Origin of the sequence: Nocardia sp. NPDC056000 (assembly GCF_042269265.1) — a bacterium.
GTDB lineage: Bacteria > Actinomycetota > Actinomycetes > Mycobacteriales > Mycobacteriaceae > Nocardia.
In genome coordinates this window covers 198,640-222,714 of the sequence record NZ_JBHJXS010000006.1, presented here as the reverse complement: position 1 = coordinate 222,714, position 24,075 = coordinate 198,640, and the positions used below count along the sequence as shown (strand labels likewise).

At 67.1% G+C, this 24,075-nt stretch carries 28 protein-coding genes; 20 read left to right on the top strand and 8 right to left on the bottom strand.

Annotated features, from left to right (window positions below):
* Nucleotides 1-5: 5 nt before the first annotated feature.
* Nucleotides 6-971: a GNAT family N-acetyltransferase gene (locus ACFC4D_RS19590; RefSeq protein WP_376065158.1), complete on the bottom strand. Its 966-nt coding sequence runs from the start codon at nt 969-971 to the stop codon at nt 6-8.
* A 107-nt stretch (nt 972-1,078) separates the two neighbouring features.
* On the opposite strand from ACFC4D_RS19590, the gene ACFC4D_RS19585 reads away from it, so the two are divergent.
* Nucleotides 1,079-2,347: an adenosylmethionine--8-amino-7-oxononanoate transaminase gene (locus ACFC4D_RS19585; RefSeq protein WP_376065156.1), complete on the top strand. Its 1,269-nt coding sequence runs from the start codon at nt 1,079-1,081 to the stop codon at nt 2,345-2,347.
* A gap of 4 nt (nt 2,348-2,351) precedes the next feature.
* Here the strand turns inward: ACFC4D_RS19585 and ACFC4D_RS19580 are convergent, their stop codons facing one another.
* Complete coding sequence (locus ACFC4D_RS19580) at nt 2,352-2,663, bottom strand: hypothetical protein (protein WP_364643481.1); 312 nt, start codon at nt 2,661-2,663, stop codon at nt 2,352-2,354.
* Nucleotides 2,664-2,738: 75 nt separating this feature from the next.
* Between ACFC4D_RS19580 and ACFC4D_RS19575 the strand changes: the two genes are divergently transcribed.
* The 12 genes from ACFC4D_RS19575 (at nt 2,739) to ACFC4D_RS19520 (ending at nt 14,452) form a co-directional block, all read left to right on the top strand.
* The gene (locus tag ACFC4D_RS19575; RefSeq protein WP_376065155.1) at nt 2,739-3,893 is read left to right on the top strand and encodes an 8-amino-7-oxononanoate synthase; all 1,155 of its coding nucleotides are present in this window, start codon (nt 2,739-2,741) and stop codon (nt 3,891-3,893) included.
* The gene (gene bioD / locus ACFC4D_RS19570; RefSeq protein ID WP_376065153.1) at nt 3,890-4,579 is read left to right on the top strand and encodes a dethiobiotin synthase; all 690 of its coding nucleotides are present in this window, start codon (nt 3,890-3,892) and stop codon (nt 4,577-4,579) included. Before ACFC4D_RS19575 ends, bioD begins: the two co-directional genes overlap by 4 nt.
* Nucleotides 4,580-4,734: 155 nt before the next feature.
* Nucleotides 4,735-5,955: a DUF1800 family protein gene (locus tag ACFC4D_RS19565; RefSeq protein WP_376065151.1), complete on the top strand. Its 1,221-nt coding sequence runs from the start codon at nt 4,735-4,737 to the stop codon at nt 5,953-5,955.
* A 32-nt stretch (nt 5,956-5,987) separates the two neighbouring features.
* The gene (locus ACFC4D_RS19560) at nt 5,988-7,241 is read left to right on the top strand and encodes a DUF1501 domain-containing protein (protein WP_376065149.1); all 1,254 of its coding nucleotides are present in this window, start codon (nt 5,988-5,990) and stop codon (nt 7,239-7,241) included.
* A gap of 127 nt (nt 7,242-7,368) precedes the next feature.
* Entirely contained in the window at nt 7,369-8,034 is a 666-nt protein-coding gene (locus tag ACFC4D_RS19555; RefSeq protein ID WP_364643466.1) for a response regulator transcription factor, read from the top strand.
* A complete protein-coding gene (locus ACFC4D_RS19550; RefSeq protein WP_376065148.1) occupies nt 8,031-9,350 on the top strand; it encodes a sensor histidine kinase in 1,320 nt (439 codons plus the stop codon). Before ACFC4D_RS19555 ends, ACFC4D_RS19550 begins: the two co-directional genes overlap by 4 nt.
* Before the next feature lie 62 nt (nt 9,351-9,412).
* Nucleotides 9,413-9,892, top strand: coding sequence for an SRPBCC family protein (locus ACFC4D_RS19545; RefSeq protein WP_376065146.1), 480 nt, complete (start codon nt 9,413-9,415; stop codon nt 9,890-9,892).
* A gap of 56 nt (nt 9,893-9,948) precedes the next feature.
* Nucleotides 9,949-11,100: a lipase family alpha/beta hydrolase gene (locus ACFC4D_RS19540; RefSeq protein ID WP_375968025.1), complete on the top strand. Its 1,152-nt coding sequence runs from the start codon at nt 9,949-9,951 to the stop codon at nt 11,098-11,100.
* A 60-nt stretch (nt 11,101-11,160) separates the two neighbouring features.
* Nucleotides 11,161-11,796 carry an ArsR/SmtB family transcription factor gene (locus ACFC4D_RS19535; protein ID WP_376065144.1) on the top strand — a complete coding sequence of 212 codons (636 nt, stop codon included), beginning with the start codon at nt 11,161-11,163 and terminating at the stop codon, nt 11,794-11,796.
* 3 nt (nt 11,797-11,799) lie between these two features.
* A complete protein-coding gene (locus ACFC4D_RS19530) occupies nt 11,800-12,534 on the top strand; it encodes an SRPBCC domain-containing protein (RefSeq protein WP_376065142.1) in 735 nt (244 codons plus the stop codon).
* 38 nt (nt 12,535-12,572) lie between these two features.
* Nucleotides 12,573-13,145, top strand: coding sequence for a dihydrofolate reductase family protein (locus tag ACFC4D_RS19525; protein ID WP_364643449.1), 573 nt, complete (start codon nt 12,573-12,575; stop codon nt 13,143-13,145).
* A gap of 68 nt (nt 13,146-13,213) precedes the next feature.
* Entirely contained in the window at nt 13,214-14,452 is a 1,239-nt protein-coding gene (locus ACFC4D_RS19520) for a helix-turn-helix domain-containing protein (protein WP_376065140.1), read from the top strand.
* A gap of 6 nt (nt 14,453-14,458) precedes the next feature.
* Here the strand turns inward: ACFC4D_RS19520 and ACFC4D_RS19515 are convergent, their stop codons facing one another.
* Nucleotides 14,459-14,656 carry a hypothetical protein gene (locus tag ACFC4D_RS19515; protein ID WP_376065137.1) on the bottom strand — a complete coding sequence of 66 codons (198 nt, stop codon included), beginning with the start codon at nt 14,654-14,656 and terminating at the stop codon, nt 14,459-14,461.
* Nucleotides 14,657-14,824: 168 nt separating this feature from the next.
* Between ACFC4D_RS19515 and ACFC4D_RS19510 the strand changes: the two genes are divergently transcribed.
* Nucleotides 14,825-16,054 (top strand): helix-turn-helix domain-containing protein, encoded by a 1,230-nt coding sequence (locus tag ACFC4D_RS19510; protein WP_376065135.1) that lies wholly within the window; start codon nt 14,825-14,827, stop codon nt 16,052-16,054.
* 4 nt (nt 16,055-16,058) lie between these two features.
* Here ACFC4D_RS19510 and ACFC4D_RS19505 read toward each other — a convergent pair whose 3' ends face one another.
* Together ACFC4D_RS19505 and ACFC4D_RS19500 are read right to left on the bottom strand one after the other, a co-directional pair.
* Nucleotides 16,059-16,775 carry an HAD family hydrolase gene (locus ACFC4D_RS19505; RefSeq protein WP_376065132.1) on the bottom strand — a complete coding sequence of 239 codons (717 nt, stop codon included), beginning with the start codon at nt 16,773-16,775 and terminating at the stop codon, nt 16,059-16,061.
* Nucleotides 16,776-16,886: 111 nt separating this feature from the next.
* Nucleotides 16,887-17,471, bottom strand: coding sequence for a TetR/AcrR family transcriptional regulator C-terminal domain-containing protein (locus tag ACFC4D_RS19500; RefSeq protein WP_375968021.1), 585 nt, complete (start codon nt 17,469-17,471; stop codon nt 16,887-16,889).
* A gap of 108 nt (nt 17,472-17,579) precedes the next feature.
* Here ACFC4D_RS19500 and bioB point away from each other — a divergent pair, with 108 nt between their 5' ends.
* The 4 genes from bioB (at nt 17,580) to ACFC4D_RS19480 (ending at nt 19,893) form a co-directional block, all read left to right on the top strand.
* On the top strand, nt 17,580-18,617 hold the full coding sequence (gene bioB / locus ACFC4D_RS19495) for a biotin synthase BioB (RefSeq protein ID WP_375968020.1): 1,038 nt from the start codon (nt 17,580-17,582) through the stop codon (nt 18,615-18,617).
* A gap of 76 nt (nt 18,618-18,693) precedes the next feature.
* Nucleotides 18,694-18,909, top strand: a complete 216-nt coding sequence (locus ACFC4D_RS19490; protein ID WP_364644195.1) for a hypothetical protein — start codon at nt 18,694-18,696, stop codon at nt 18,907-18,909.
* Nucleotides 18,910-18,944: 35 nt separating this feature from the next.
* Nucleotides 18,945-19,625 (top strand): DUF2567 domain-containing protein, encoded by a 681-nt coding sequence (locus tag ACFC4D_RS19485; RefSeq protein ID WP_376065129.1) that lies wholly within the window; start codon nt 18,945-18,947, stop codon nt 19,623-19,625.
* Nucleotides 19,626-19,716: 91 nt separating this feature from the next.
* Entirely contained in the window at nt 19,717-19,893 is a 177-nt protein-coding gene (locus ACFC4D_RS19480) for a hypothetical protein (RefSeq protein ID WP_376065127.1), read from the top strand.
* Nucleotides 19,894-19,898: 5 nt separating this feature from the next.
* Here the strand turns inward: ACFC4D_RS19480 and ACFC4D_RS19475 are convergent, their stop codons facing one another.
* Entirely contained in the window at nt 19,899-21,326 is a 1,428-nt protein-coding gene (locus ACFC4D_RS19475; protein WP_376065126.1) for an FAD-dependent monooxygenase, read from the bottom strand.
* Nucleotides 21,327-21,393: 67 nt separating this feature from the next.
* On the opposite strand from ACFC4D_RS19475, the gene ACFC4D_RS19470 reads away from it, so the two are divergent.
* Nucleotides 21,394-22,026 (top strand): TetR family transcriptional regulator, encoded by a 633-nt coding sequence (locus tag ACFC4D_RS19470; RefSeq protein WP_376065124.1) that lies wholly within the window; start codon nt 21,394-21,396, stop codon nt 22,024-22,026.
* Nucleotides 22,027-22,040: 14 nt separating this feature from the next.
* On the opposite strand, the gene acpM is transcribed toward ACFC4D_RS19470, so the two are convergent.
* Nucleotides 22,041-22,313: a meromycolate extension acyl carrier protein AcpM gene (acpM, locus tag ACFC4D_RS19465; RefSeq protein WP_376065122.1), complete on the bottom strand. Its 273-nt coding sequence runs from the start codon at nt 22,311-22,313 to the stop codon at nt 22,041-22,043.
* A 44-nt stretch (nt 22,314-22,357) separates the two neighbouring features.
* On the opposite strand from acpM, the gene ACFC4D_RS19460 reads away from it, so the two are divergent.
* Nucleotides 22,358-23,290 carry a MerR family transcriptional regulator gene (locus tag ACFC4D_RS19460; protein ID WP_376065120.1) on the top strand — a complete coding sequence of 311 codons (933 nt, stop codon included), beginning with the start codon at nt 22,358-22,360 and terminating at the stop codon, nt 23,288-23,290.
* Here the strand turns inward: ACFC4D_RS19460 and ACFC4D_RS19455 are convergent.
* Nucleotides 23,287-24,036 (bottom strand): NUDIX domain-containing protein, encoded by a 750-nt coding sequence (locus tag ACFC4D_RS19455; RefSeq protein WP_364643405.1) that lies wholly within the window; start codon nt 24,034-24,036, stop codon nt 23,287-23,289. The genes ACFC4D_RS19460 and ACFC4D_RS19455 overlap by 4 nt on opposite strands.
* Nucleotides 24,037-24,075: the final 39 nt, after the last annotated feature.

The following is a 24,075-nucleotide window of genomic DNA, read 5'->3' as shown; positions in this document are numbered from 1 at the left end:
AGACCCTATCGGTCCGGATCGACCCCCGAATCAAGTGCCCTCCGCCAGGTCTGGCCGATCAGATCGGCGCCGAAGCTGTGATGCGGATTCGATTCCACCAGTTCGAATCCGGCGCGCTGGTAGATGTGCCGCGCGGAGGTGAGTACGTCATTGGTCCACAGCACCAGTTCGCGGTAGCCGGCGGCGGTGGCGAAGCGCAGGCATTCGTCGACCAGTGCGCTGCCGACGCCGAGGCCGCGGGCGGTCGGTTCCACCAGTAGCAGCCGCAGCCGGGCGGTGTCGTCGTCCTCGCGCATGCAGTAGACGCAGCCGACCGGGTTGCCCTGGTATTCGGCGATCCAGGCCCGTTCCCGTTGCGGGTCATGGGAATTCAGGAAGTCGGCGACGATCCGCGCGACCAGCGCTTCGTAGTCGCCGTTCCAGCCGTACTCCCTGCTGTAGAGCACGGCATTGCGTTCGATCACCCAGCCGTGGTCGCCGGGGCGGGGTGCGCGCACCAGCACGGCGGCGGGATCGGGTTCGGAGTCGGCGTCCAGAATCTGCTCGATGGTGTGCATCGCGCCGATCAGCCGCCCGCGGGTGCCGGGGGAGTGCGATTCCAGCAGTTCGCCGATCTGCCGCTGGGTCAGGCCGTCGAGTTCGGCGAAGGCCGCGTGGCCTTTATCGGTCAGCTCGACCACCTGTTTGCGGCCGTCGCTGTCCGAGCGGCGGCGCGCGATCAATCCCTTGTCTTGGAAGCGGGTCAGGATGCGGCTCAGATAGCCCGCGTCGAGATCCAGTTCGCGGCGCAGGTCGACTACTTCGGCCGCACCGAAATTGGCCAGTTCGAACAGGATTCGCGCTTCGGTGAGCGAATGTTCGGTGCCGAGCAGGCCGCCCTGGAGCACCCCGATGACGCGGGTGTAGCGCCGGTTGAAGGACCGGACGGCGGTGATGTGGTCGGCGGTCACGGAGCGTTCGGCGGTCGTCATGCTGTCCCCAATCCTTTGACTCCGTCAAAGAATATGCCGCCGCTGCTAGTCACGGGCCGGTTCTGGTAACTTGAACGGTGTTCAAGCCGCCTCCTGAAGGATTCCCTGTGGCACTGACACCCGACGAGATCACCGCGATCGACAGCGCGCACGTCTGGCATCCGTACGGCGGATTCCCGGCGACCACCGAACCGCTGATCGTCGCCTCCGCGTCCGGTACCCGGCTCACCCTGGCCGACGGCCGCGAACTCGTCGACGGTATGAGTTCGTGGTGGGCGGCGGTGCACGGGTATCAGCATCCGGTGCTGGACGCGGCACTGCTCGCGCAATCGCGGCGGATGAGTCACGTGATGTTCGGCGGGCTGACCCACGAGCCCGCGGCGCGGCTGACCCAGCTGCTGGTCGAGCTCACGCCCGAGGGGCTGGACAAGGTCTTCCTCTGCGACTCCGGCTCGGTATCGGTCGAGGTCGCGGTGAAGATGTGCCTGCAATATCAGCGCGCGCTGGGGCATCCGGAGAAGTCCCGGCTGCTCACCTGGCGCGGCGGGTACCACGGCGACACCTTCACACCCATGAGCGTGTGTGATCCCGAGGGCGGGATGCACGCGCTCTGGACCGATGTGCTCGCCCAGCAGATCTTCGCGCCCGCACCGCCGAGCGACTATGTGCCGGAATACGTTTCGGAACTGGAACGGCTGATTCGCACGCACGCAGCCGAATTGGCCGCGGTGATCGTGGAACCCGTGGTGCAGGGCGCGGGCGGTATGCGCTTCCACGATCCGCGCTATCTCGCCGATCTGCGCGGGCTCTGTGACGCGCACGGCGTCCTGCTGGTCTTCGATGAGATCGCCACCGGATTCGGCCGCACCGGAACGCTTTTCGCCGCCGAGGTGGCCGGGGTGCGGCCCGATGTGATGTGCGTGGGCAAGGCGCTCACCGGCGGGTACATGACACTCGCCGCGGCACTGTGCACCTCGGAGATCGCCGAGACCATCAGCCGGTCGCACGGCGGGCTCATGCACGGACCGACCTTCATGGGCAATCCGCTGGCGTGCGCCGTCGCGGTGGCCTCCATCGAACTGCTGCTGTCCCGCGATTGGCAGGGCGAGGTGCGCGCGATCGAGGCCGGACTGAGATCGGGTTTGACTCCCGCCCTTGACATCTCGGGGGTCGCGGACGTTCGCGTGCACGGCGCGATCGGCGTCGTCGAACTCGACCATGACGTGGACATGCGAAAAGCCACGCATGCCGCGGTCGAATGCGGCGTGTGGTTGCGGCCGTTCCGCAACCTGATCTACACCATGCCGCCCTTCATCAGTTCGACTCGGGACGTGGAGCGCATCACCACCGCGGTGCTCGCCGCCGCGGCGGTGTGAGCGCTCAGCGACTGGCGCGTTTCTCCCGGACTCGTTCGGGATTCTCGGTGTCCGACAGCACTTCCCAGACGCGGAAGACGCAGTGGTAGTCGTCGGACCAACCGCGTGCGATCAGCATGAAGGTGTCGCCGTCGCGCAGGATCGTGCGGCGGCTGATCAATTTCGGATGATCGGGAATGAATTTCTGTACTAGATCGGGCAGCTTGGCGAGTGCTTGCTCGCGGGTGCCGACCACTTCGGTGATGACCTTCGGCGACCAGTTCTTACTGTCTCCGAAGCCGGTCGTCTGCTCGACCACTATTGCCCATCGTGGCATCGCGCAGCCTCCTTATAGCATCCAGCATAGCCCGGCGGATGCCTCCTGAACGGTGTTCAAGTATGCTGCGGAGCTGTGAGTGCCGATCCCTTGAGCTGGCTGGACGAACGCGCCGCCGAGCGCGTGGACGCCGGACTGCGCCGCGAGCTACGCCCCCGCGCACCCGAGACCGCGAGCATCGACCTGGCCTCCAACGACTACCTCGGACTGGTCCGGCATCCCGAGGTGATCGACGGAGCCGTCGACGCGGTGTGCAAATGGGGCGCGGGCTCGACTGGATCTCGTCTGGTCACCGGGACCACCGCCGAACACGAACTGCTGGAGACCGAACTCGCCGAATTCGTCGGGGCCGAAGCGGGATTGGTCTTCGCCTCCGGATACGCGGCGAATCTGGGCGCGGTCACGGCACTGGCCGGGCGCGGATCGCTGGTGGTGTCCGATGCGGGCAGTCACGCCTCACTGGTGGACGCCTGCCGGTTGTCGCGGGCGCGCGTGGAGGTTGCCGCGCACCGGGATCCGGGCGCGGTGGACCGGTTGCTGGCCGAGCGCACCGAGGAGCGGGCGCTGGTGCTCACCGATTCGGTCTTCAGCGCGGACGGCGATCTCGCGCCGCTGGCCGAACTACACAGGGTGACCCGGGCCAATGGCGCGGTGCTGATCGTGGACGAGGCGCACGGCATCGGCGTGCGCGGCGACGGCGGGCGCGGACTGGTGCACGAGGTCGGCCTGGCCGGGGAACCCGATCTGGTGATTACCGCGACGCTGTCCAAAGCCCTTGCGGCACAGGGTGGTGCGGTGCTGGCCAGTGCCCGGGTGCGGGCGCATCTCATCGATGCGGCGCGGACGTTCATCTTCGATACCGGACTGGCTCCGGCGGCTGTCGGTGCGGCGCGTGCCGCGCTGCGGGTGTTGCGCCGCGATCCAGGTATGGCCGCGCGCGTATTGGCGCGGGCCGCCGATCTGGCGCGCATCGCCGGTGTGCCGCAACCTGATTCGGCCGTGGTCTCGGTGGTGCTCGGTGAGGCGCAGATCGCCTACGACGCCGCCCAGGCGTGTGCGGCGCGCGGGCTCAGCGTCGGCTGCTTCCGGCCGCCCTCGGTCCCCGAGGGCACCTCGCGACTGCGGCTGACCGCGCGCGCGAACCTCACCGACAATGACATCGCCACCATCGCAACGATTCTCGGCGAAGTGCTGGCGCAAGCACGCGAACGGACGGCTGTCGCCTCATGAGTCTGCTCTTCATCACCGGCACCTCGACCGATGTCGGCAAAACCATCGTCACCGCCGCCCTGGCGGCCACCGCTGCCGCGGCGGGCGCACGGGTGGCCGTGGTGAAACCGGCCCAAACCGGTATCGCGCCGGGCGAACCCGGCGATCTCGCCGAGATCACCCGGCTCAGCGGTATCACCCGCACGGTGGAACTGGCCCGCTATCCCGAACCCCTGGCCCCCGATACCGCCGCCCGCCGCTGCGGTCAGCCGCTGCTCACCCTGGCCGAAACCGTGGCCGGTATCGAATCCTGCGCCGACGCCGACCTCACCCTGGTCGAAGGCGCGGGCGGCCTGCTCGTCCGCATGGGCGAATTCACCCTCCTGGACCTGGCCCAAAAACTCGACGCCCCCGTCCTGGTGGTCGCCGCCGCCGGCCTCGGCACCCTCAACCACACCGAATTGACCACCCGCACCCTGCACTCCGCGGGCGTCCACTGCGCGGGCCTGGTCATCGGCTCCTGGCCCGAAACCCCCGACCTGGCCGCCGACTGCAACCGCACCGACCTGCCCGCCGTCACCGGCGTCGACATCATCGGCACCCTCCCCGCCGGCGCGGGTGCCTGGTCCACCGACAGCTTCACCACCACCGCACCCACCTGGTTCGACCCCGCCTGGACAGCTCGCCACCTGCACCCGACCAACTAACTCCCCCCCGTCATCCCGGCATGCTTTTGGCCGGGATCCACACCTGCGGATCTCCAGCCACCCGCAGTGAATTTCGGCCAACAGCGCATCGGACCGACGGGAGCCATTCTCCCGGCCTCACGATTTCCTAATGAGCCCACTGCGACCGTGAGCGCATGGACGAGTTCGCCGCTGTGGCGCATGTATTGCGGCGTACCACCTTCGGGCCGTTTCCGGGGATGACCGAGGCGTTGGCGGCGCGCGGGGTCGGGGGCACCCTCGATGCGGTGCTGGACGCGCGGCCGCTGACACCCGCCGCACCGGTGTTCGACGAGCTCGCCGAAGCCGGGGCGGATGGACCGGCGGTGCGGTGGCTGCGGCTCATGGCAGATCCGGCGGCGGGCGTGCACGAGAAGCTGGTGTGGTTCTGGCACGGGCATTTCACCTCCAGCCACGACAAGGTCGACACCTGGGATCTCATGTGGCGGCAGCATTTACTGCTGCGCGAGCACGCACTGGGGAATTTCCGGGTGCTGGCGCAGGCGGTCACCGTCGACGCTGCCATGTTGCAGTGGCTCGACGGTGCGGGCTCGGTGGCCTCCGCGCCGAATGAGAACCACGGGCGAGAACTCATGGAGCTGTTCACCATTGGGCGCGGGAGCTATTCGCAGGCCGATGTGAAGGCCGCGGCGTCGGCGCTGTCCGGGTGGAGCGTGGATGACGACGGTAAGGCCGTATTCGATCGCGAATCCGGGAATCAGACTGCGGTGCAGCTGCTTTCGCGGCCGGTGACCAATGTGCACGACGCCGTGGACGTGCTGTGCGATCAGCCGGAGACCGCGCGACTCATCGCCGCGAAACTGCATGCCTTCCTGCTGGGGGAGTGGCCCGGCGACCAGCGGCTCGGCGAGCTGGCCGAGGTATTCACGCGGGCGCGCTTGGAGATTCGGCCGCTGGTGGAGGCCATCGTGCGGCATGAATCGTTTCTGACCGCCGTTCGCACCCGCCCCCGCTACCCGGTCGAATGGGTCACCGCGGCCTTCGCCGTGTGCGGAATCGACGACCCGGCAGGGGCTTTCGAGCATATGACCGCGCTCGGCCAATCCCCGTTCTATCCGCCCAATGTCGCGGGCTGGCCACTCGGCGGCACGCTGCTGGGTCCGGGCAGTGCGGTCGCGCGCGCCGCGCTCGCGGTGGACGCGCCGGTGATTCCCGAATTGGCCAATGCGGCGGATCCTGTCGCGGCGGTATTCGCCCGCGCCGGAATCCACGATGTGACACCGGAAACCGCGGTGGCCGCACGCGATCTCGCGTTCGCACTGCGCCGCGATCCCGAACAGGCCGCGACCGGATTGCTCGCGCTCACCCTCACCTCACCCGAATTCGCACTGGCCTGAACGGCCGGTGTGCCCGCACAGTAGGGAAACTCATGGTCTCGTTGACTCGGCGCACGGCACTGCGGGCCGGTGTCGGCCTGGGCGTGGCCGCCACTACGGCGGGCATCGCGGCCGTGCGCACCCTGTCCTGGCAACCCCCGGATCTCTGGCAGCCGTCCCCGCCCGTGCGCGCCGCCGCACCCGAGCTGCGGCGGTTGCTGGTGATCGAAATGGCCGGTGGCAGTGACGGTTTGTCCATGGCCGTGCCCTATACCGATTCCCGCTACCGGGATCTGCGCCCCGCCAACGCGATTCGCGCCGACGCGGTGCACGCGATCGACAATTCGATCGGCCTGCACCCGGAGCTCCCGAAATTGGCAGCCGGAGGTGTCTCGGTGATGCCGGGTGTCGGTGTCGCCCAACCCGATCTCTCGCATTTCGAAATGCTGCACCGCTGGCAGACCGGTGATCCGACCGGCAGCACCCGCCCAGCCACCGGATTCCTCGGCAGGCTCTGCGATCACCTCGGTGATCCGAGCGTCCCGGCGGTCGGTGTCTCCCTCGGTGTCGGCGCGACCCAGGCGCTGGCCTGCGAACACGTCACCACGCTGTCGGTGGATGCCGGAAACGACGGTCTCTTCCCGGTTTTCGAAGATGAGAACCTGCGCTCGGCGTGGCTCGCGGCCCAGCGCGCCATGTCGCATCCGGACCGCGCGGACACCCCGCTGCTGGCCACCGCCCGCGCGGGCACCGCATCGGCCCTGCGCTTCTCGGACGTCGCCGCCACCCTCTCACCCGCCGCCGCGGGCTATCCGGACACCGACCTCGGCATCCAATTGCGTCTGGCCGCACGACTTCTCGCCGACGACCAGCACGGCCTGCGCATAGTCCACGTCCCGGTGGGCGCGGATTTCGACACCCACACATCGCATCCCGCGCGCTACGCCCTGCTCATGCGCGACCTCGACGCCGCCCTCGCCGCCCTGCGCACGGACCTCGCCGCGCGCGGTATCGCCGACCGCGTCCTCATCGCCGCCTACAGCGAATTCGGCCGCCGCGTCCCCGATAACGGCTCCGACGGCCTCGACCACGGCGCGGCGGGCACCGCCCTGCTCCTGGGCCCCACCAACACCGGCGTCTTCGGCGCGCTGCCCTCCCTGCGCACCCTCGACCCCGACGACAACCTGCGCGCCACCGTCCACATGACCGAGTACTACGCCACCCTCGCCGAATCCTGGTTCGGCATCCCCGCCTCCGACGTCCTCCCCGGCTTCCCCCGCCCCATCCCCGGCGTGATCGCCGCATGAGCCCGGCGTCCCGCCTCGAGACGCGGTCGGCCGCAGCGTGCGCTGACCTGGACGTGTGCCTGATTGTTGGATGGCACACCGTGCATGTGCTGGCCGGGGCGTCGGGGGTGATGCTCTAATGGCGAAAGTGCGGGTGTTGGTGTGTGAGGACGATCGGCGGCTGGGCGACGAGGTGGCCGCCGGGCTGCGCGCGGCCGGGTTCGCGGTGGATCTGGCCCGCGATTACGCCGACGCGGATCTGAAGATCGCGGTCAATGCCTATGACTGCCTGGTCGTGGATCGCGGGCTGCCCGATGGGGACGGGCTGGATCTGGTGAAGGCGCATCGGGAGTCCGGACAGCGGACGCCGGTGGTCATGCTCACCGCGCGGGACGCGCTGGCGGATCGGCTGGACGGGTTCGCCCAGGGGGCCGATGACTACGTGGTGAAACCGTTCGCCATGGATGAGCTCACCGCGCGGGTGGGCGCGCTGTGCCGCCGCCGGGAACCGCCCGCGCCGACCCGGACCACACTCGGCGATCTCACCGTCGATCGCCCGCGCCGCAAGGTGCATCGCGCGGGCGTGCTACTCACCTTGACGCCCAAGGAGTTCGGCGTGCTGGAGTTGCTGGCCGCACGCGCGGGCACGGTGGTCTCGCGCACCGAACTCATCGAATCCTGTTGGGACGAAATGGCGGAACCCGCCTCCAATGTCGTGGATGTGGTGGTCGCGCAGCTGCGCCGCAAACTCGGTGATCCACCGCTCATCGATACGGTGCGCGGCGTCGGCTTCACGATCGCCGAATCCCCATGAGCGCGTGGCTGCTTCGGCTGCGCGCCCGGGTAGCGGCGCTGTTCCGATCGCGCGGCGGTAAAGCCGCGGCCGGTCCGCGCCGCAATCCGACGACGCCGGGGCGGTTGCGGCGGATGCGATGGTTGCTCACAGCGCTTTTCACCGCGCTCACGGCCGCCTGCCTACTGGTACTGGCCACCGTAGCCGCGTCGATCGACAGTCATTCGCGGGACCGGGAGCTCGATGACAGCGTGAATCGGGTGGTCACCGGGTTGGCGCGGGTGGTGTATTGGAATGAGGAGGGCGCGCTCGATCTGGAGGCGCTGCGGGATGACGATCTGGCGCAGGGTGATGCGGCGGTCGTGGTGCTATCGCTGGAGCAGGACGGGAAATGGCATGAGAAGTATGGGCATCTGCGCTCGGAGCTGCCGCAGGATCTGAGCGCGGCGGCGGCGCAGACGGCGCTCGCCGAGGACACCGTGCTCAGCACCATGACCGATCGATCGGGTAACCGGATTCGGGTGGCAGCGGCTCCGGCGTATGACGCCGACTATGCCGTCGGCGCGGTGGTTTTCGCGGGCGCGGACCCGGAACCAACCATGCGCGATCACCGAAAACTGGTGCTGGCCTTGGAATTCGGCGGTCTGGGCCTGATCGCCCTCGCGGCCCTGATCGGTCACGTGCTGTCCGGGGTGAGCACCCGCCCGGCGGTGCGCATGCTCGCCGAACAGGAGCGCTTCCTCGCCGACGCCTCCCATGAACTGCGCACGCCGCTGGCCACGCTGCGGCTGTATCTCGATGCGGCACTTCGGGATCCGGATGACACCCGGCGCGCGGTCACCGAGGCGCGCGAGCTCACCGACCGGATGGGCCGCCTGGTCACGGGCCTGCTGGCGCGCACCCGCACCGAGACCGGGATAGGCGAACTAGAGGTGGAGCGGCTGCGCCTGGACCAGTTGGTGGAGGGCGTGGTCGCCGAATCCGGGGTGGCGGAGATCGAGGTGCGATCGGAACCGACCGTGGTGCGGGCGGATCCGGATCTGCTGGCGCTCGCGGTGCGCAATCTCATCGATAACGCGCTGGTGCACGGCGGCCTGCCGATCGAGATCACCGTCGCCGATTACGCGGTCACCGTGCGTGATCACGGTCCGGGCTTGGATCCGGAGCTGGCCGATCCCTTCGAGCACGGTGCGACAGGTCCGAGCGGTCGGTACGGTATCGGGCTATCCCTGGTGCAGTGGGTGGCCCGCGCGCATTCGGGTTCGGTGGCAATCGGTTCCGCCCCCGATGGCGGCACATTAGCCACGCTCACCCTGCCCGCCCCACCCCAGCTCTGACCTGCGCGCTGTCCACTCGAACCGGCCTCGGAAACCAATGGACCGGGCGTATGGTGACGCCCGTGAACTCCACCCGCGTCGAGTGGTTCGTGAGTGCTCCCCGCCCGAATGTCTTCCGGGCACTGCTCGATGCGCGATCGGTACGAACGTGGATGGTCCCCGACGGTATGACGAGTCGCATCCACGAATTCGACCCGCGCGTCGGCGGCCGCTTCCGAATCTCGCTCACCTATGACGTCCCCACCATGGCAGGCAAGACCTCCGCGCACACCGACACCTTCCACGGCCACTTCGTGCGTCTGGTGCCGGATGCGGAGGTGGTGCAGAGCGTCGAATTCGAAACCGAGAACCCGGACTTATCCGGCGAAATGACCATTACCTATTCGCTATCCTCCGAGCGCGGCGGCACCCGGGTGATCGCCAGGCATGAGAATCTGCCGCCCGGACTGTCCCCGGACGACAATGAACTCGGCTTCCGCATGTCCCTCGCCAAGCTCGCCGACCTGGCAGAACACGCCGAATCGGACACGCCGCCCGACTGAATCGGGCGTAACGGACGGCTGCGCGATCCCGGGTTCGGTGCCTATGGTGGATTGGTATGGCGCTGCCGGGCTATCCACGTCCGTCCACTGCCGTTGAGTACGACGATCGACGGCGGCAGGCCCGCCTGCGCGAAACCCGCCTCGGCCACGACTGGATCGATTGGCGGCGCACCCGGCTGATCCTGCTGCGCGGCAGCCTGATTCCGCTCGTGCTGATCGGCCTCTTCGCCCAGTATCTGGCCTGGGATGTCATGCCCGAACGCGCCCGGCTGGCGCGCACCGAACCGGCGGTCATGCCGATCGCCGGACCCTCGGATCCGCGCGCGTCCGATACCGCGGTCTTCGATCTCGTCGGGCTCGGCGTGCTCGATGCCACCGATACCGCACAGGCGCTGCCGTCACTGAGCAAACTCGGTTCGGTGTGGGCGGTGCGCTATGACAACACCGGTATCGACACCAAGGTCATCGCCGATCTGATCGTGAAGGTCACCGCGGCGGCCCGCGCGCCGAACGTGGTGCTGGTGGGCCACAGTATGGGCGGGGTCATCGCCCTCGAGATCGCCAACCATCTGCATACCGAGAGTGATCGCCGGGTGCTCGCGGTCATGCTGGACTGCACCCCGGTCGATCTGCACGCCGTGCGCCCGGAAAGTCGTGATCAGGGTGAGGAAATGCTGCGCTGGACGGGCTGGATTCCCGGCGCGCGGGAAAGTCGCCTGCTGCGTTTCACCGTCGAAATGTACGCCCGCCATGAGCGATTCATGGGCGGTGGCCGCTACGGCTTCCGCCCGGAACGATTCCGCGAGGCGGTGTTGCAGGTGCTGCACGACAAGATCTTCAACAGCGATATCGCCAGTAACGGGCTCATCGAGGCGCAGTTCAAGGCGATTGTGGCGGGCGGCGCGATCGACGATCTGCGCGCCCTGGCCAAACCCGCCGCCGGAAAACCACGGCCCGCAATCGTTTTCATCCGCCCGCATGACGGCTACCGCGATCCGATCGTCGATGTCGACTACTCGCATCGTGTGCTCATCGATCAGGTCGGCGGTGTCAACGGCACGCTGCTAGTCATCACGACGCGGAATACCGCGCACGCCAATCCGATTCAGCGCCCGCGCGAGTACAACGCGGTCATCGAACAGCAGGCGGTGCCGTTCATCCGGCTGCTGCGGCAGCAGCCGGTATCGGTCGCGGCCCCGCCCAGATGACCCTTCACCGACAACTATCTTTGTCTTGACAAAAATATTTGTCGGTAGCAGACTGGGTGCATGCTCGACGTAGCCGTGATCGAAGAACCCGCCGTGGCGGAGGCATCCCTGGACCCGATTCGGTCCCGGATCCTGGCCGCGCTGGCCGAACCCGGTTCGGCGGCCATGCTGGCGGGGCGGCTCGGATTGCCTCGGCAGAAGATCAACTACCACCTCAAGGAGCTGGAGAAGCACGGTCTGGTCGAGCTGGAACAGGAACGGCGCAAGGGCAATGTCACCGAACGGGTCTATCGCGCCATCGCCGCGTCCTATGTGATCTCGCCGAGTGCGCTGGGCGCGATCAGTCCCGATCCGGACCGCTCACCCGATCAGCTGTCGGCCCGTTGGTTGCTGGCGCTCGGCTCACGCCTGGTGCAGGAGGTGGGCGCGCTGCTCACCGGAGCCGCGCGGGCCCAGCGCCGGGTCGCCTCGTTCGGCATCGACGCGGAGGTGCGATTCGCTTCCGCCGCCGACCGCGCCGCCTTCGCCGATGAACTGGCGCAGACCGTGGCCGGGCTGGTGAGCCGCTATCACGATGAATCGGCCGCGGGCGGGCGTCGCCACCGGGTGATCGTCGGACTGCATCAGATCCCCGACGCGCTACCCGGGCCCGCACCGAAGCCGGAGACCGAAACCGAAGCAGGACAGGAGAACTGACCAATGCCGCATCCGTTCGAAATCGAACTGGAGACGACCCTCGCCGCGAGCCCGGAACAGGTGTGGGAGGCGATCGCCACCGGTCCCGGCATCGATTCCTGGTTCATGGGAGCCAATGAGGTCGAACCGCGCGTGGGCGGTCTCGCCGCCATGGACACCGGCGGGCATCGCGAGGAATCGACCGTCACCGCCTATGACCCGGGCAAGCGCCTGGCCACCCGCACCGAACCCGATGCCGACGGCAAATTCATGGCCTTCGAATATCTGCTCGAGGGTCGCGACGGCGGCAGCACTGTCCTGCGGGTCGTGCACAGCGGCATGCTCGGTGACAACTGGCAGGACGAGTACGACGCGCTGCGCAGCGGGTGGCCGTTCCACCTGCACACGCTGAGTGAATACCTGACGCACTTCCCGGGCCGTATCGGCGTGCCGGTCTTCGCTGTCGCGAATGGTGAGTCGGCGCAACAGGTTCGGGCCGCGCTCACCGCGGCGCTGGCCCTGCCGACGCCGATCACCAACGGCGCGCGGGCGCACGCCGAGATCCCCGGACTCCCGCCGCTGGACGGCGACGTGGTGTGGGCGGATGACCAGCGTTTCGAGGTCCGCACCGCCGACGCCCTCTACAGCTTCCACCAGGGCCCCACCGGCCTGACCCTGATGTTCCACCACCTCTTCGGCCCGAAAACCGATGGGGCACAAGCCGCTTGGCAGCAGTGGCTCAGCACCCTGCTGGGCTGAACAGACCGACGATCCGAAACACACAGAAGGACAACCACATGCGCACCCTGATCAGCACCGCGTTCATCTCCCTCGACGGCGTCGTGGAAGGCCCGGGCGGCGAGCCCGGCTACCGCAATTCCGGCTGGACCTTCAAGGACATCGACTTCGTGCCCGATGCCTTCGAGATCAAGGGCCGCGAACAGACCGAGGCCGCCGCCATGCTGCTGGGCCGAGTCAGCTACCAGGCCTTCAGCCCGGTCTGGCCGGATATGGAAGAGTTCGGCGACTACAAGAAGATGCCCAAGTACGTCGTCTCCACCACCCTGAAAGACGAAGACCTGGTCACCAATTGGGGCGACACCACCATCCTGCGCTCACTCGACGACGTCGCGAAGCTCAAGGAAACCGAAGGCGGCCCCATCATCGTGCACGGCAGCGCCTCCCTCAACCAGTCCCTCTCCGACGCCAACCTCATCGACCGCTACCACCTCCTGGTCTTCCCCCTCCTCCTCGGCGCCGGCAAGCGCCTGTTCTCCACCACCGACAAGGACACCCAGAAACTGAAGCTGGTCGAAAGCGAGTCCTACTCGAACGGCCTCCAGAAGAACGTCTTCGACGTCATCCACTGATCGGTCATTCGGGAGATCAAGTTCGCGAATGGCCGACGTGAGTCGCGCCGGAACCGCACAATCAGCGTATGCCGAGCAATGCGATCGGCGACAGCCTCGGTGCCAGGGTCCGGCGCGCTCGGCTGTCGAGGGAATTGAGCGTCGCGGACCTCGGCGCGCTGGGCGATTGGCCGGAGTCGTGGGTGCGTGAGGTGGAAGCCGATCGGCTCACCCCGGATCGGTATTCGTCGATCGACAGGCTGGCCGACCTGCTCGGCACCGATATTCCATGGTTGCTGGGACAGCCCTATCGCTCCGCGGAACCCGCCCGGGACGCGGGATACGGTGCGGTTCCCGCGCTGCGTACCGCGCTGTGCCGCACCGATCTGATGCTGTCGGGGCATCGGAGAATATCCGCGGTCGCCGAGCCGGTGCCCATGGATGCACTGCGCGCCGGCGTCTTTCGAGTAGTGCGAGACAGACAGGCGGCGAGCCTGCGCGCGGTCATGGTCGAACTGCCGCGGCTGGTGGAGGATTTGAACACCGGCGCGCTCGATGCGGCGGACACCGCTGAGCTGGATGGGATCCATCGCCTGATCATCGAAACCAGCCAGGTCGCGCGAATGGCGTTGAACAAGCTCGGTTTCCACGATCTGGCCTGGACCGCCGCCGGTAACGCCGCCGCGGCCGCCGCTCGGCTGGGTGATCCACTCATGCTCGCGGTCGCGGCCTGGGATCGATGCGGTGTGCTGCTGCACAGCGGGGCGCTGCGGCAGGTTCGCGTGGTGGCCGAAGCGGCACTGGACGATCTGCGCCCCGGGCTGAGTTCGCCGGACCCGCAGGCACTTTCGCTGTTCGGGGCGCTCAATCTGCGGTGTGCTGTGGCGGCGGCGCGCGGTGCCGACGCGGCGTCGGCCTGGGAGTACCTGGGCGAGGCCGACCGGGCGGCGACCCGGCTCGGTGTCCAGCGCAACGATTTTCAGACCGTATTCGGTCCCGGCAATGTGGCGATTCACGCCGTCGAGATCGCGGTGGAACTGGATCAGCCGGATGTGGCGCTACGGCGCAGTGCCGATTTCGATCTCACCTCGGTGCCGAGTAAGGAGCGCCATTCCCGGCACCGCATCGATGTGGCACGTGCCTACGCGCACATCGGCGACGACGCGAGTGCGGTCATGACCCTGCGTATAGCGGCTGACGACGCACCGCAGTATGTCTACGGCCATCCCCTCGCACGCGGATTGGTCGAGAATCTGCTGCGCCGGGCGCGACGCTCCTCATTTGATGCCGGACTGGTCGGAATCAAAAATGAAATGGGCCTGGAATGAACGGTTTCATGATCTCGGGCGCTCATTGCCGTACAGCGTGAGGATGGCGAGAAACACCATCGACGCCGTGTTCCAGTCGGTGAGCAGTCCGGTGATCGTGGCCAGTCCGGCGCTGATCGAGAGCGCCACCATCGGGCGCGTCGACGATTCGGTATCCGCTCGATGATCATTTCCGCTGTCCGGCGATTCATTGAAATCTGTCATTGTGAAGGTTCCATCCCATGCGCAAGATCGATTCGCCGGATTCCCGGCCGCGAATAGAATGGCAACTATTCGGTCGAAGTTTCGTCAGATATCTGACGGTCCGGCGAAGAATCTGTCGACCGTCAATTTATTAGCGGTTTTTCCGGATCGACCCCATAGACTCGGGGTGTGGCCACCAGCACCAATGCCGCATTGACCATCGGCTCGCGAATACGACGATCTCGGCGGGCCCGCAGGATGAGTCAAGCCACCCTCGCCGGTCTCGTGCAGCGTTCGGAATCCTGGCTGCGAGGAGTCGAGGCCGGCCGCATCGAACTCGACAGGTATTCGGTGATCGATCGGCTCGCCACCGTGCTGGAGATCGATATCGGCTGGCTGCTCGGACAGCAGCTCGATTTCGGCCAGGAGACCGAGCACAGCGCCATCCCGGCATTGCGAACAGCGTTGCGCCGCACCGGTCTCGGCCTCGCCGGACAGCCCGGTCTACGCCCGGCGACACCGCCGCAGCTGCTCCCGGATCTGCGAGCCGAGGTCGACCGCATCACCAGGCGGCGTCAGGCCGCGAATCTGCCGGAGGTGATGCGGCAGCTCCCGGATCTGGCCGAATCGCTGAATACCGCCGCCCTCACGGTGGACGGCGCGGAGCGGGATCTGGTCGACGGATTGATCGTCGAGACATCGCATGTCGCCCGCACCGTGCTCAACCAGCTCGGATACCACGATCTGGCCTGGACGGCCGTAGAGAACGGCGCGACCGCCGCGGCCCGGCTCGGTGATCCGCTCATGCGTGCCTGCTCGGCCTGGGACCGCTGCGGGGTGCTGTTGCACACCGAGGCCACCACCGAGGTGCTGACGGTTGCCGAGGCCGCATTGAACGATCTCCGCGCCGCCATGACTTCGCCCGCACCGCAGGTGCTTTCGCTGTGGGGAGCACTGCATCTGCGCTGCGCGGTGGCATCCGCGCGCCGCCACGACGCGTCCGGCGCGTGGGCGTACCTGGCCGAGGCGGAGGTGGCCGCGGCCCGGCTCGGCGTGGACCGCAATGACTTTCAGACCGTTTTCGGGCGTACGAACTGCGATATCCATGCCGCGGAGATCGCCGTCGCGCTCGATCAGCCCGATATCGCGCTGCGGCGGCATGCCTCGATCAATCTGGCGCGACTCGCCTCGAAGGAGCGGCACACCCGGCATCGCATCGAAATCGCCCGCGCCTGTGGGCTACTCAAACAGGATGGTGCGGCGGTGCATCAGTTGCAGCGGGCGGCTCGGCTGGCCCCGCAGTACGTCTACAACCATCCGACCGCACGGGATCTCGTCGGCGAACTGTGCCGACGGGGCCAGCCGACCGCGATCGACGCCGGACTCGGCGCGATCGAACGCGCGATGCGGCTGGCCTGAGGGATCAGGCTGTCCGGGCGGCTGGTGCGTGACCGGCGAGGATCGCTTCCTCGACGATGTGGAGCTGGCGAATCGCGGGATCGGTCAAGGGGGGAACGATCAGGGTGGGCATGCCGACCGCCGCGGCGGCGCCGTCACGCGAGGGCCGATCGCCGACCATCAGGGTGGCGGCGGCATCGGTACCGAGTTCATCGAGCATCAGCTGGAAGATCGCGGGATCCGGCTTCTGCACGCCGACCTCGTTGGACAGGATGAACGCGTCGATCGGTTCCAGTAGCCGAGCGGCGTCGAAGACCGGACGGATATCGAAATGAATGTTGCTGAGAACGCCGATCTTGCAACCATTCTCGATAGCCATGTGGATGGTGTCCGCCGCGTCTGCCGCGAAATGGTTGTATTTCGTACTCGAGTCGATGTCCCACAATGCGTCCGCCACATCTTTTTCCAGCCCGGCATCGGTGAAAACGCCGTAGTAGGTCTCACGGTGACGCTGTGCGCTGGTGTTGCCCTGCGGTGACTGGAGTCTGCGGAGTAATTCGGGCGCGTGAATGGCTTTCAGTACCGTGTCTACGGCATGATCATCGTGATCGCGGTTCGTGAGTCGTAGTGCTTCGCGGACCCATCCGCATGCGTCGAGTTCTGAGACGAGCGTGCCTCTCCAGTCGAAGACGACCGCTCGGATACGCTGGGGGAGTGGATCATTCGGCGTAGGTGTCAGCATGATTGCGCAAGACTAATGCGACACCGGAGGAATCGCCGAACAATGCGGCGACTCGCCGGATGTGCCCCGAATTAGCAGAGTGTGCCTATTCGAACTAATTGTTCTACTGATTCAGCGCACTCGGGTGCCGAGGAGGTGGCGGACGCCGCTGATGAATAGTTGCAGGCCGAAGTCGAAGCGGGAGGTGGCGTCGGGGCTGTCGTAGAGGGGGGAGCTTTCCTCGGGGAGGGCTCCGGCGGAATCCATTTGGATGCGGGACTGTTCGTCGACCGTCTGGCCGAGCACGTAGTAGAGGAGGGTGTAGGCCGCCAGTTCGGCTTCTTCGCGGGTCATGCCGGCGCGGATTGCCGCGCCTGCCAGGCGTTCTCGGCCCTTGCTGGTGGTGAGGCGGGAAGCGTATGTGGCCGAGACCAATTCGGCGCCGTCGCGGTAGGCGAGTAGGCAGGAGCGCAGGCGGTGCGCCAATTCGGTGATCTGGCCGGACCATTCGGTGGTTTCGAGTGGTTCGTCCATGGGGGCCAGGATGCGGTCCGCGACCGCGCCGAGCAGGGCCTGTTTATTGGGGAAGTGCCAGTAGAGCGCGCCGGGCTGTACGTGCAGGGAACCCGCGAGGCGGCGCATGGTCAGGTCGGCGAGGCCGTACTGGTCGAGAATGGCGATGGCCCCGTCGACCACGTCCGTGCGGTGCAGTTGCACTGAAATTCGACCCCTTCGTGTTCCGGCTCACTCTCCGGACTGCTAGCCTACCCTGAACACCGTTCAAGTTGCTCGGCCACACCCGGCCGGACGAAGGGATTCGCGCGCATGACCCAGGCAGCCGTCCGCACCGAAGCCGACAGCACGGCAGGTGAGGACATTCTGACCATCGCCCGCGAGCAGGTGCTCGAGCGCGGCATCGGTCTCACCCAGGAGCAGACCGTCGAGGTGCTGCGGCTCGGTGACGACCGGCTCGAGGAAACCCTCGCCCTCGCGCACGAGGTGCGCATGAAGTGGTGCGGTCCCGAGGTCGAGGTCGAGGGCATCATCTCGCTCAAGACCGGCGGCTGCCCCGAGGACTGCCACTTCTGTTCGCAGTCCGGGCTTTTCCAGTCGCCCGTGCGCGCCGCCTGGCTCGATATCCCCAGCCTGGTCGAGGCCGCCAAGCAGACCGCCAAGACCGGCGCGACCGAATTCTGCATCGTGGCGGCGGTCCGCGGCCCGGACGCCCGCCTCATGGCGCAGGTCGCCGCGGGCGTCGAGGCCATCCGCAACGAGGTCGACATCCAGGTCGCCTGCTCGCTCGGCATGCTGAACCAGGAGCAGGTCGATCAGCTCGCCGCCATGGGCGTGCACCGCTACAACCACAACCTCGAGACCGCCAAATCGCACTTCCCGAACGTGGTCACCACGCACTCCTACGAGGAGCGCTACGACACCCTGCGCATGGTGCGCGAGGCCGGTATGGAGGTGTGCTCCGGCGGCATCCTCGGTATGGGCGAAACCCTGGAGCAGCGCGCCGAATTCGCTTCGCAGCTGGCCGAATTGCAGCCCGACGAGGTGCCGCTGAACTTCCTCAACCCGCGCCCGGGCACCCCCTTCGGTGACCTCGAGGTGCTGCCCGCCGCCGACGCGCTGCGCGCCGTCGCCGCGTTCCGCCTCGCACTGCCGCGCACCATCCTGCGTTTCGCGGGCGGTCGCGAGATCACCCTCGGCGACCTCGGCGCCAAGCAGGGCATCCTGGGCGGCATCAACGCCGTCATCGTCGGCAACTACCTGACCACGCTGGGCCGACCCGCCGAAGCCGATATCGATCTGCTCGGCGAGCTCTCCATGCCGATCAAGGCGCTCAACGAAACCCTCTGAGATAAACGGGTTATGGGAAACCGGTACCGTGAGCGGTACCGGAACTTCACTGAGGCTGAGGTGCACTGAGGTGGTCGTGGATATAGAGGAGCGCTACAACCCGTTCACGGGCAAGCGAGTGGTGCCGGGTCTGGACGATCCGGTGCCGACCGCCGCCGCCATGGGCCTGGAACCGCCGCGGTTCTGTGAATCCTGCGGCCGCCGCATGATCGTGCAGGTGAGTCCGGACGGCTGGTGGGCCAAATGCTCCCGGCACGGCGTACTCGATTCCAGCACCCTGGAAAACCGCTAGTGGCAACCACATTCACCGCTGCCGAGCAGCCGTCGATGCGTATCGAGACCCTGATGCGCGAGGCGCGCGCGGCAGCGGTGGTGTTCGCGGCCATCGCCGCGGTGAGTGCGCTCGGCGGCGTGCTGTGGGGTTTCCTCGCACCCGCCGAACAACTCCTGGTGGTCGATCCGGACCGGGGCGCGGCGCTGACGGGGGAGAGCACGCACCGTTTCGACGCGGTCGCCATATTCGTGCTCTTCGGTGTCGTCGTCGCCGTGCTGAGCACCGCCGCCGCCTGGCGCTGGCGGCGCGCTCGCGGCCCGGTCATGCTGCTCGGCCTGCTGGCCGGTTCGGCACTGGGCTCCTCGCTCATGCGCTGGGTGGGTGAGGCCGTCGCCGAGCAACGCCACACCCGGCCCGCGCATCCGGCGGTGCACACCATCGTCGAATTCGCCCCGACCGTCGAGGGCTGGCCCGCACTGCTCATGCAACCGCTGATCGCGGTGCTGGTCGTGCTCATCCTGACGGCGCTGAGTACTTCCGATGACCTCGGCAGCGGCCAATTCCTGCCGTTCGGCGGTAAGCCGAGGGATCCGGCGGTTTTCGCTCCGGCCCAGTACGGTTCCGCCATCAGCTACGGTCCGTACGGCGGTCCGGGCGGAAACGGCGGTCCGAGCTACGGACCTCGCGATCCGGTCGTGCCCTTCGACCCATCCGACACCGATCGCGCGCACTGAAGCCGGATCGCGCGCACTGAAATTCGCTGGAGCGACCGGCCGAATCCCCCTACTCTGAGGTCGAACTCACGACATCGCAGGGGGATCGGCCATGAAAGCCGCACCGCACGCCGATCGTGCGCCGCAGGCTACCGAGGCCCCGGCGGAACGACCGGACCTCACCGCCTGGCGGCAGCGCCACGCCATCCGGCAATCCAATGCCGCACAACCGATTCCGAGTGGGCGCAGGTACAAGCGCAGCTCGAAGCATCGCGATCGCGCGTGGTGATCGGCTCAGCCGAACCATTGGGCCAGAGCTGATTCGAGGGGTCGCTCATCGTTCGCGGTCCAGGCGATATGACCGTCGGGACGAATCAGCACCGTGGTCGCGTCCCGATCGGCCTCGGCGACAACCTGATCCACGCGAGCGGACCAGCGGTCGATGGATCGGGGCGCGTCATCGAAATTGAGCAGCAGCCCGCGGCCCGAATGCAGTAGCCGGCTCATCCGGGTCGGTCCGTCGGCGGTGGTCAGATCGAGATCGAGCATGCGCGGCCCGACCCCCGGATAGTCGATGTCCAGGCCCGACATCATGCCCGAGACGAAGTAATTGGTATCCGGCAGCCGCAGTAGATCGGTGAAGAGGTCGCGGACGGTGGCCAGATCCGCGTCCCGGCTCGGATTCATGATCATGCTCTGGGCGCGGGTGGTGCGCAGTACGCGCGCGGCGACCGGATGGCGTTCGGTGTGATAGCTGTCGAGCAGTCCCTCCGGTGCCCAATCCCGCACTGCCGCAGCGAGTTTCCAGCCGAGGTTGACCGCGTCCTGAATGCCGAGGTTCACGCCCTGGCCGCCGATCGGCAGGTGAATATGCGCCGCGTCCCCGGCGAAGAGCACCCGGCCCTCGCGATAGTTCTCGACCTGCCGGGTGGCATCGCTGAACCGGGATGCGGCAAGCAATTCGCCCAGGGTCGTCTCGGGTCCGTACACCGCCGTCAGTGCCTCCTGGACCTCCCCGGTCGTGATGGGCAGCTCACGATCCGGGCGCTCGGCGGCGAACCTGCCGAAGATCAACCGGTAACGCTTGCCCTCGATCGGATGTAAGACGGTGAAGAATCCGTTGGCGGACTTGGGATATCGACTGAAATGTTCGGACACGCGCGGGACGGTCTCGGACCGGGACGCCAGGGTGAGGTCCGCGACCACCGATGCCATGCGTCCAGGGATGCCGGGAAAAGGGACGCCCAGCAGTTTGCGCACCGCGCTGTGCCCGCCATCGCAGGCGACGAGATAGCCGCCGCGAATCTCCCCGGCCGTCACGCCGTCCGCATCCTGTTCGATCGCGGAGACCTCGTGTCCCCGCAGCACCGGCACCCCGCGCTCGACGAGCCGCTGTTCGAGGAACGCTTCCAATCGCCCCTGCGGGATGGCGACGGGGTACGGATGCCGGGTGTGCCAAGGCCGACAATCCAATTCGACCGGTAGTCCGGCGAAGTGCCCGCCGAACTTCCCGCGATCCAGTGCCTGTTCGAGTAACGGATCGAGGAATCCGCGCAGGTCGAGCACCTCCGCGGTGCGCGGTTGCAGCCCACCCGCGCGCGATTGTGTACTGCGCGTGCGTTGCTGCTCCAGCACCACGACCTGAACCCCGGCCAGATTCAGTTCATTGGCCAGCATCAATCCGGTCGGCCCGGCGCCGACGACGATCACTTCGGTCTGCACGTTGATCTCCAAAAGTAGACTTGGTGCAAGAGTACACTCAGTCTACTTTTGACGGTATGGTCATCGCATGACCGAACCGATGGGCATCCGCGAACGCAAGAAACTGCGCCTGCGCGAGACGATCGCCGCCACGGCGATCCGCATGTTCCTGGAATCGGGCTTCGATCGCGTCTCCATCACCGATATCGCGCAGGCCGCGGAGGTCTCCCGGCGCACGCTCTTCGCGTACTTTCCGACCAAGGAAGACCTTGTCCTGCAACGGTTCGCCGATCATGAGGACGAGGCGGCCAGGCAGATCCGGGCCCGGCCCGGCCATCCTCCGCTGGATACCCTGCGGGAGGCGCGATTGGAGGCGCTGAGCCGTCGCGATCCGAACAGCGGATTGAATGACACCCCGGAGATCATGGCCTTTCTCCAATTGATCAGGGGCACGGAGTCTTTGGCGGCCCGGCTGACGAGCTACCTGGCCCGTGCGGTGGACACCCTCGCGGAAGCCCTGCGCGAGAACGGTTTCGATCCGCTCACCGCACGCCTGGTCGCGGCCCAGGTGACCGTGATCCATACCGAACTCGCCTTCATGAATCACGATCACCTGGTCGACGGCGAGTCCGCCGACCACCGCTATCCGGCGGCGGTGCACGCGACGAACGTGGCGTTCGATCTGCTGCGCGACGGTCTGGCCGCGCGGCGCGTGCACTGACTATCCGGGCTACCTCAATTAGCCTGGCTCTCCTGCATTTTCGACTCCATCCGCTGCACATAGTCGACCGCATCGCCCAGGGAGCGCAGGCTCGCCAGATCCTCATCGGGAATCTTGACGTCGTACTTGTCCTCGAGCTGCACCGCGATCTCCACCAGAGACAGCGAATCGATCTCGAGATCCTCCGAGAAGGATTTCTCGATGGTCACCTCGGACGCCTCGATCCCGGTCACCTCCTCGATGATTTCCGCGATACCGGCGACGATTTCCGCTTGCGTGATAGCCATGCGATTACGCTAGGAGCTCCAGTGGGGTGGAGGTTCAAGCGGTTGTGACTGATGACACACGGGACGGCGCACCCGTCAGCATCGGAGAGTTGGCGCGCGCCACCGGGATTGCCGTGCGGACGATCCGGTTCTATTGCGATGAGGGCATTCTGGAGTCGCGGCGCAGCGCGGGCGGGCACCGGATGTTCGACGCCGAGATCGCCATCGAACGGTTGCTGCTGGTGCGGCGGCTGCGCGCACTCGGTCTCGGGCTGGAGTCGATTACCGATGTGCTGCACGGGAAATGGTCGATCGACGAGGCCGTCGCGGCCGAAACCGCGCGGCTGGACGCTGAATTCAGAGCCCTCGCCTGGCGGCGGGCGGCATTGCGGGCGCTCGACTCGGACGGCCCGGTGCGGTGCGATGAGCGGCTCACATTGCTGGCCGCGGTCTCGGATGCCGATGCGGCACATGAGGGTCTGGTGCGGTTCTGGCGCGGTGTGCTCGCGCCGATACCCCGGGCCGAGGTCGATACCTTCATCGGCTGGAATGTCCCGGAGCCGCCCGCCGATCCGACCGTGGACGAAATCGTCGCCTATGCCGAGCTGGCCGCGCTGATCACCGACTCCGGACTGCACGGCGCTGTGCGACAACAACTCTGGCGGACGCGCCCGGAAACGGTCCGCGATGGGCCTGAGCTGTATGCCGCGGTGGGCGCGGTGATGACCGATGTGGTGCCGCTGATTTCGAGCGGGGTGGCACCGCGCGGCGGCCGTGAGCTGGACCGATTCGTCGGTGCGCACGCCACCGCGCGCGGTGAGCGGGATTCCCCGCGTTTCCGCGCGCGGCTGCTGATCGATGGCCCCGATACCGATCGGCGCATCGATCGCTATTGGGCGCTGACCGAACGGCTGCTCGGGCCGCGCATCACCGTCGGGCGAGCGCATCGGTGGGTGTACGACGCGCTCGCCCATTCGGCCGATAGTGCGGTGAATTAGCTCGGCGGGCGGAAGGCCGCGAATTCGTCGGTGACCCGGATTTCGGAATCGGCGAAACGGTAGAGCGCCGCCGGACGGCCGCCGGCGCGGCCGGGGGAGGCGGTCGCGCCGGTGGGTGTGATGACGCCGCGGCGGGTCAGCACCCGTTGCAGGTTGGTGGTGTCCACGTCATATCCGAGTGCGGCGCAATAGATTTCGCGCAGCGTCGACATGGTGAAGCGCTCGGGCGCGAGCGCGAAGGCGATATTGGTGTAGGACAGTTTCGCGGCCAGCCGGGTGCGGGCGTGCTCCACCACGATGCCGTGGTCGAAGGACATATCCGGCAGATTCGACACCGGATGCCAGCGGGTGTCCGGGGGTAGCTGCGGATCCGCGGTCAGCGGGACCAGGCCGAGATAGGCCGAGGCGATACGGCGATCGCCGGGCACCCGATCCGGATCGCTGAAGACCGAAAGCTGTTCCAGGTGCGTCAATTCGCGCACATCCACTTTCTCGGCGAGCTGGCGCGCGGCCGAGGTGTTCAGATCCTCGCCATCGCGTAGCCGTCCGCCGGGGGTTGACCAGGTGCCGATCGCCGGGTCCAGGGCGCGTTCCCACAGCAGTACCGCGAGTTCGGTGTGCTGTCCGGGCGGGCAACGGTCTCCGACGGGGGTGGAATTGCTCTCACCTGCGGTGTTGGTGTCCGGGAAGCGACGAACCTGGAACACCGCGGTGAGCGTTTCGTGGATGGTGCTACGATGGGGCACGTTTTCGATTCTAAGTCGAAAACCGGTTGTATGCGAATC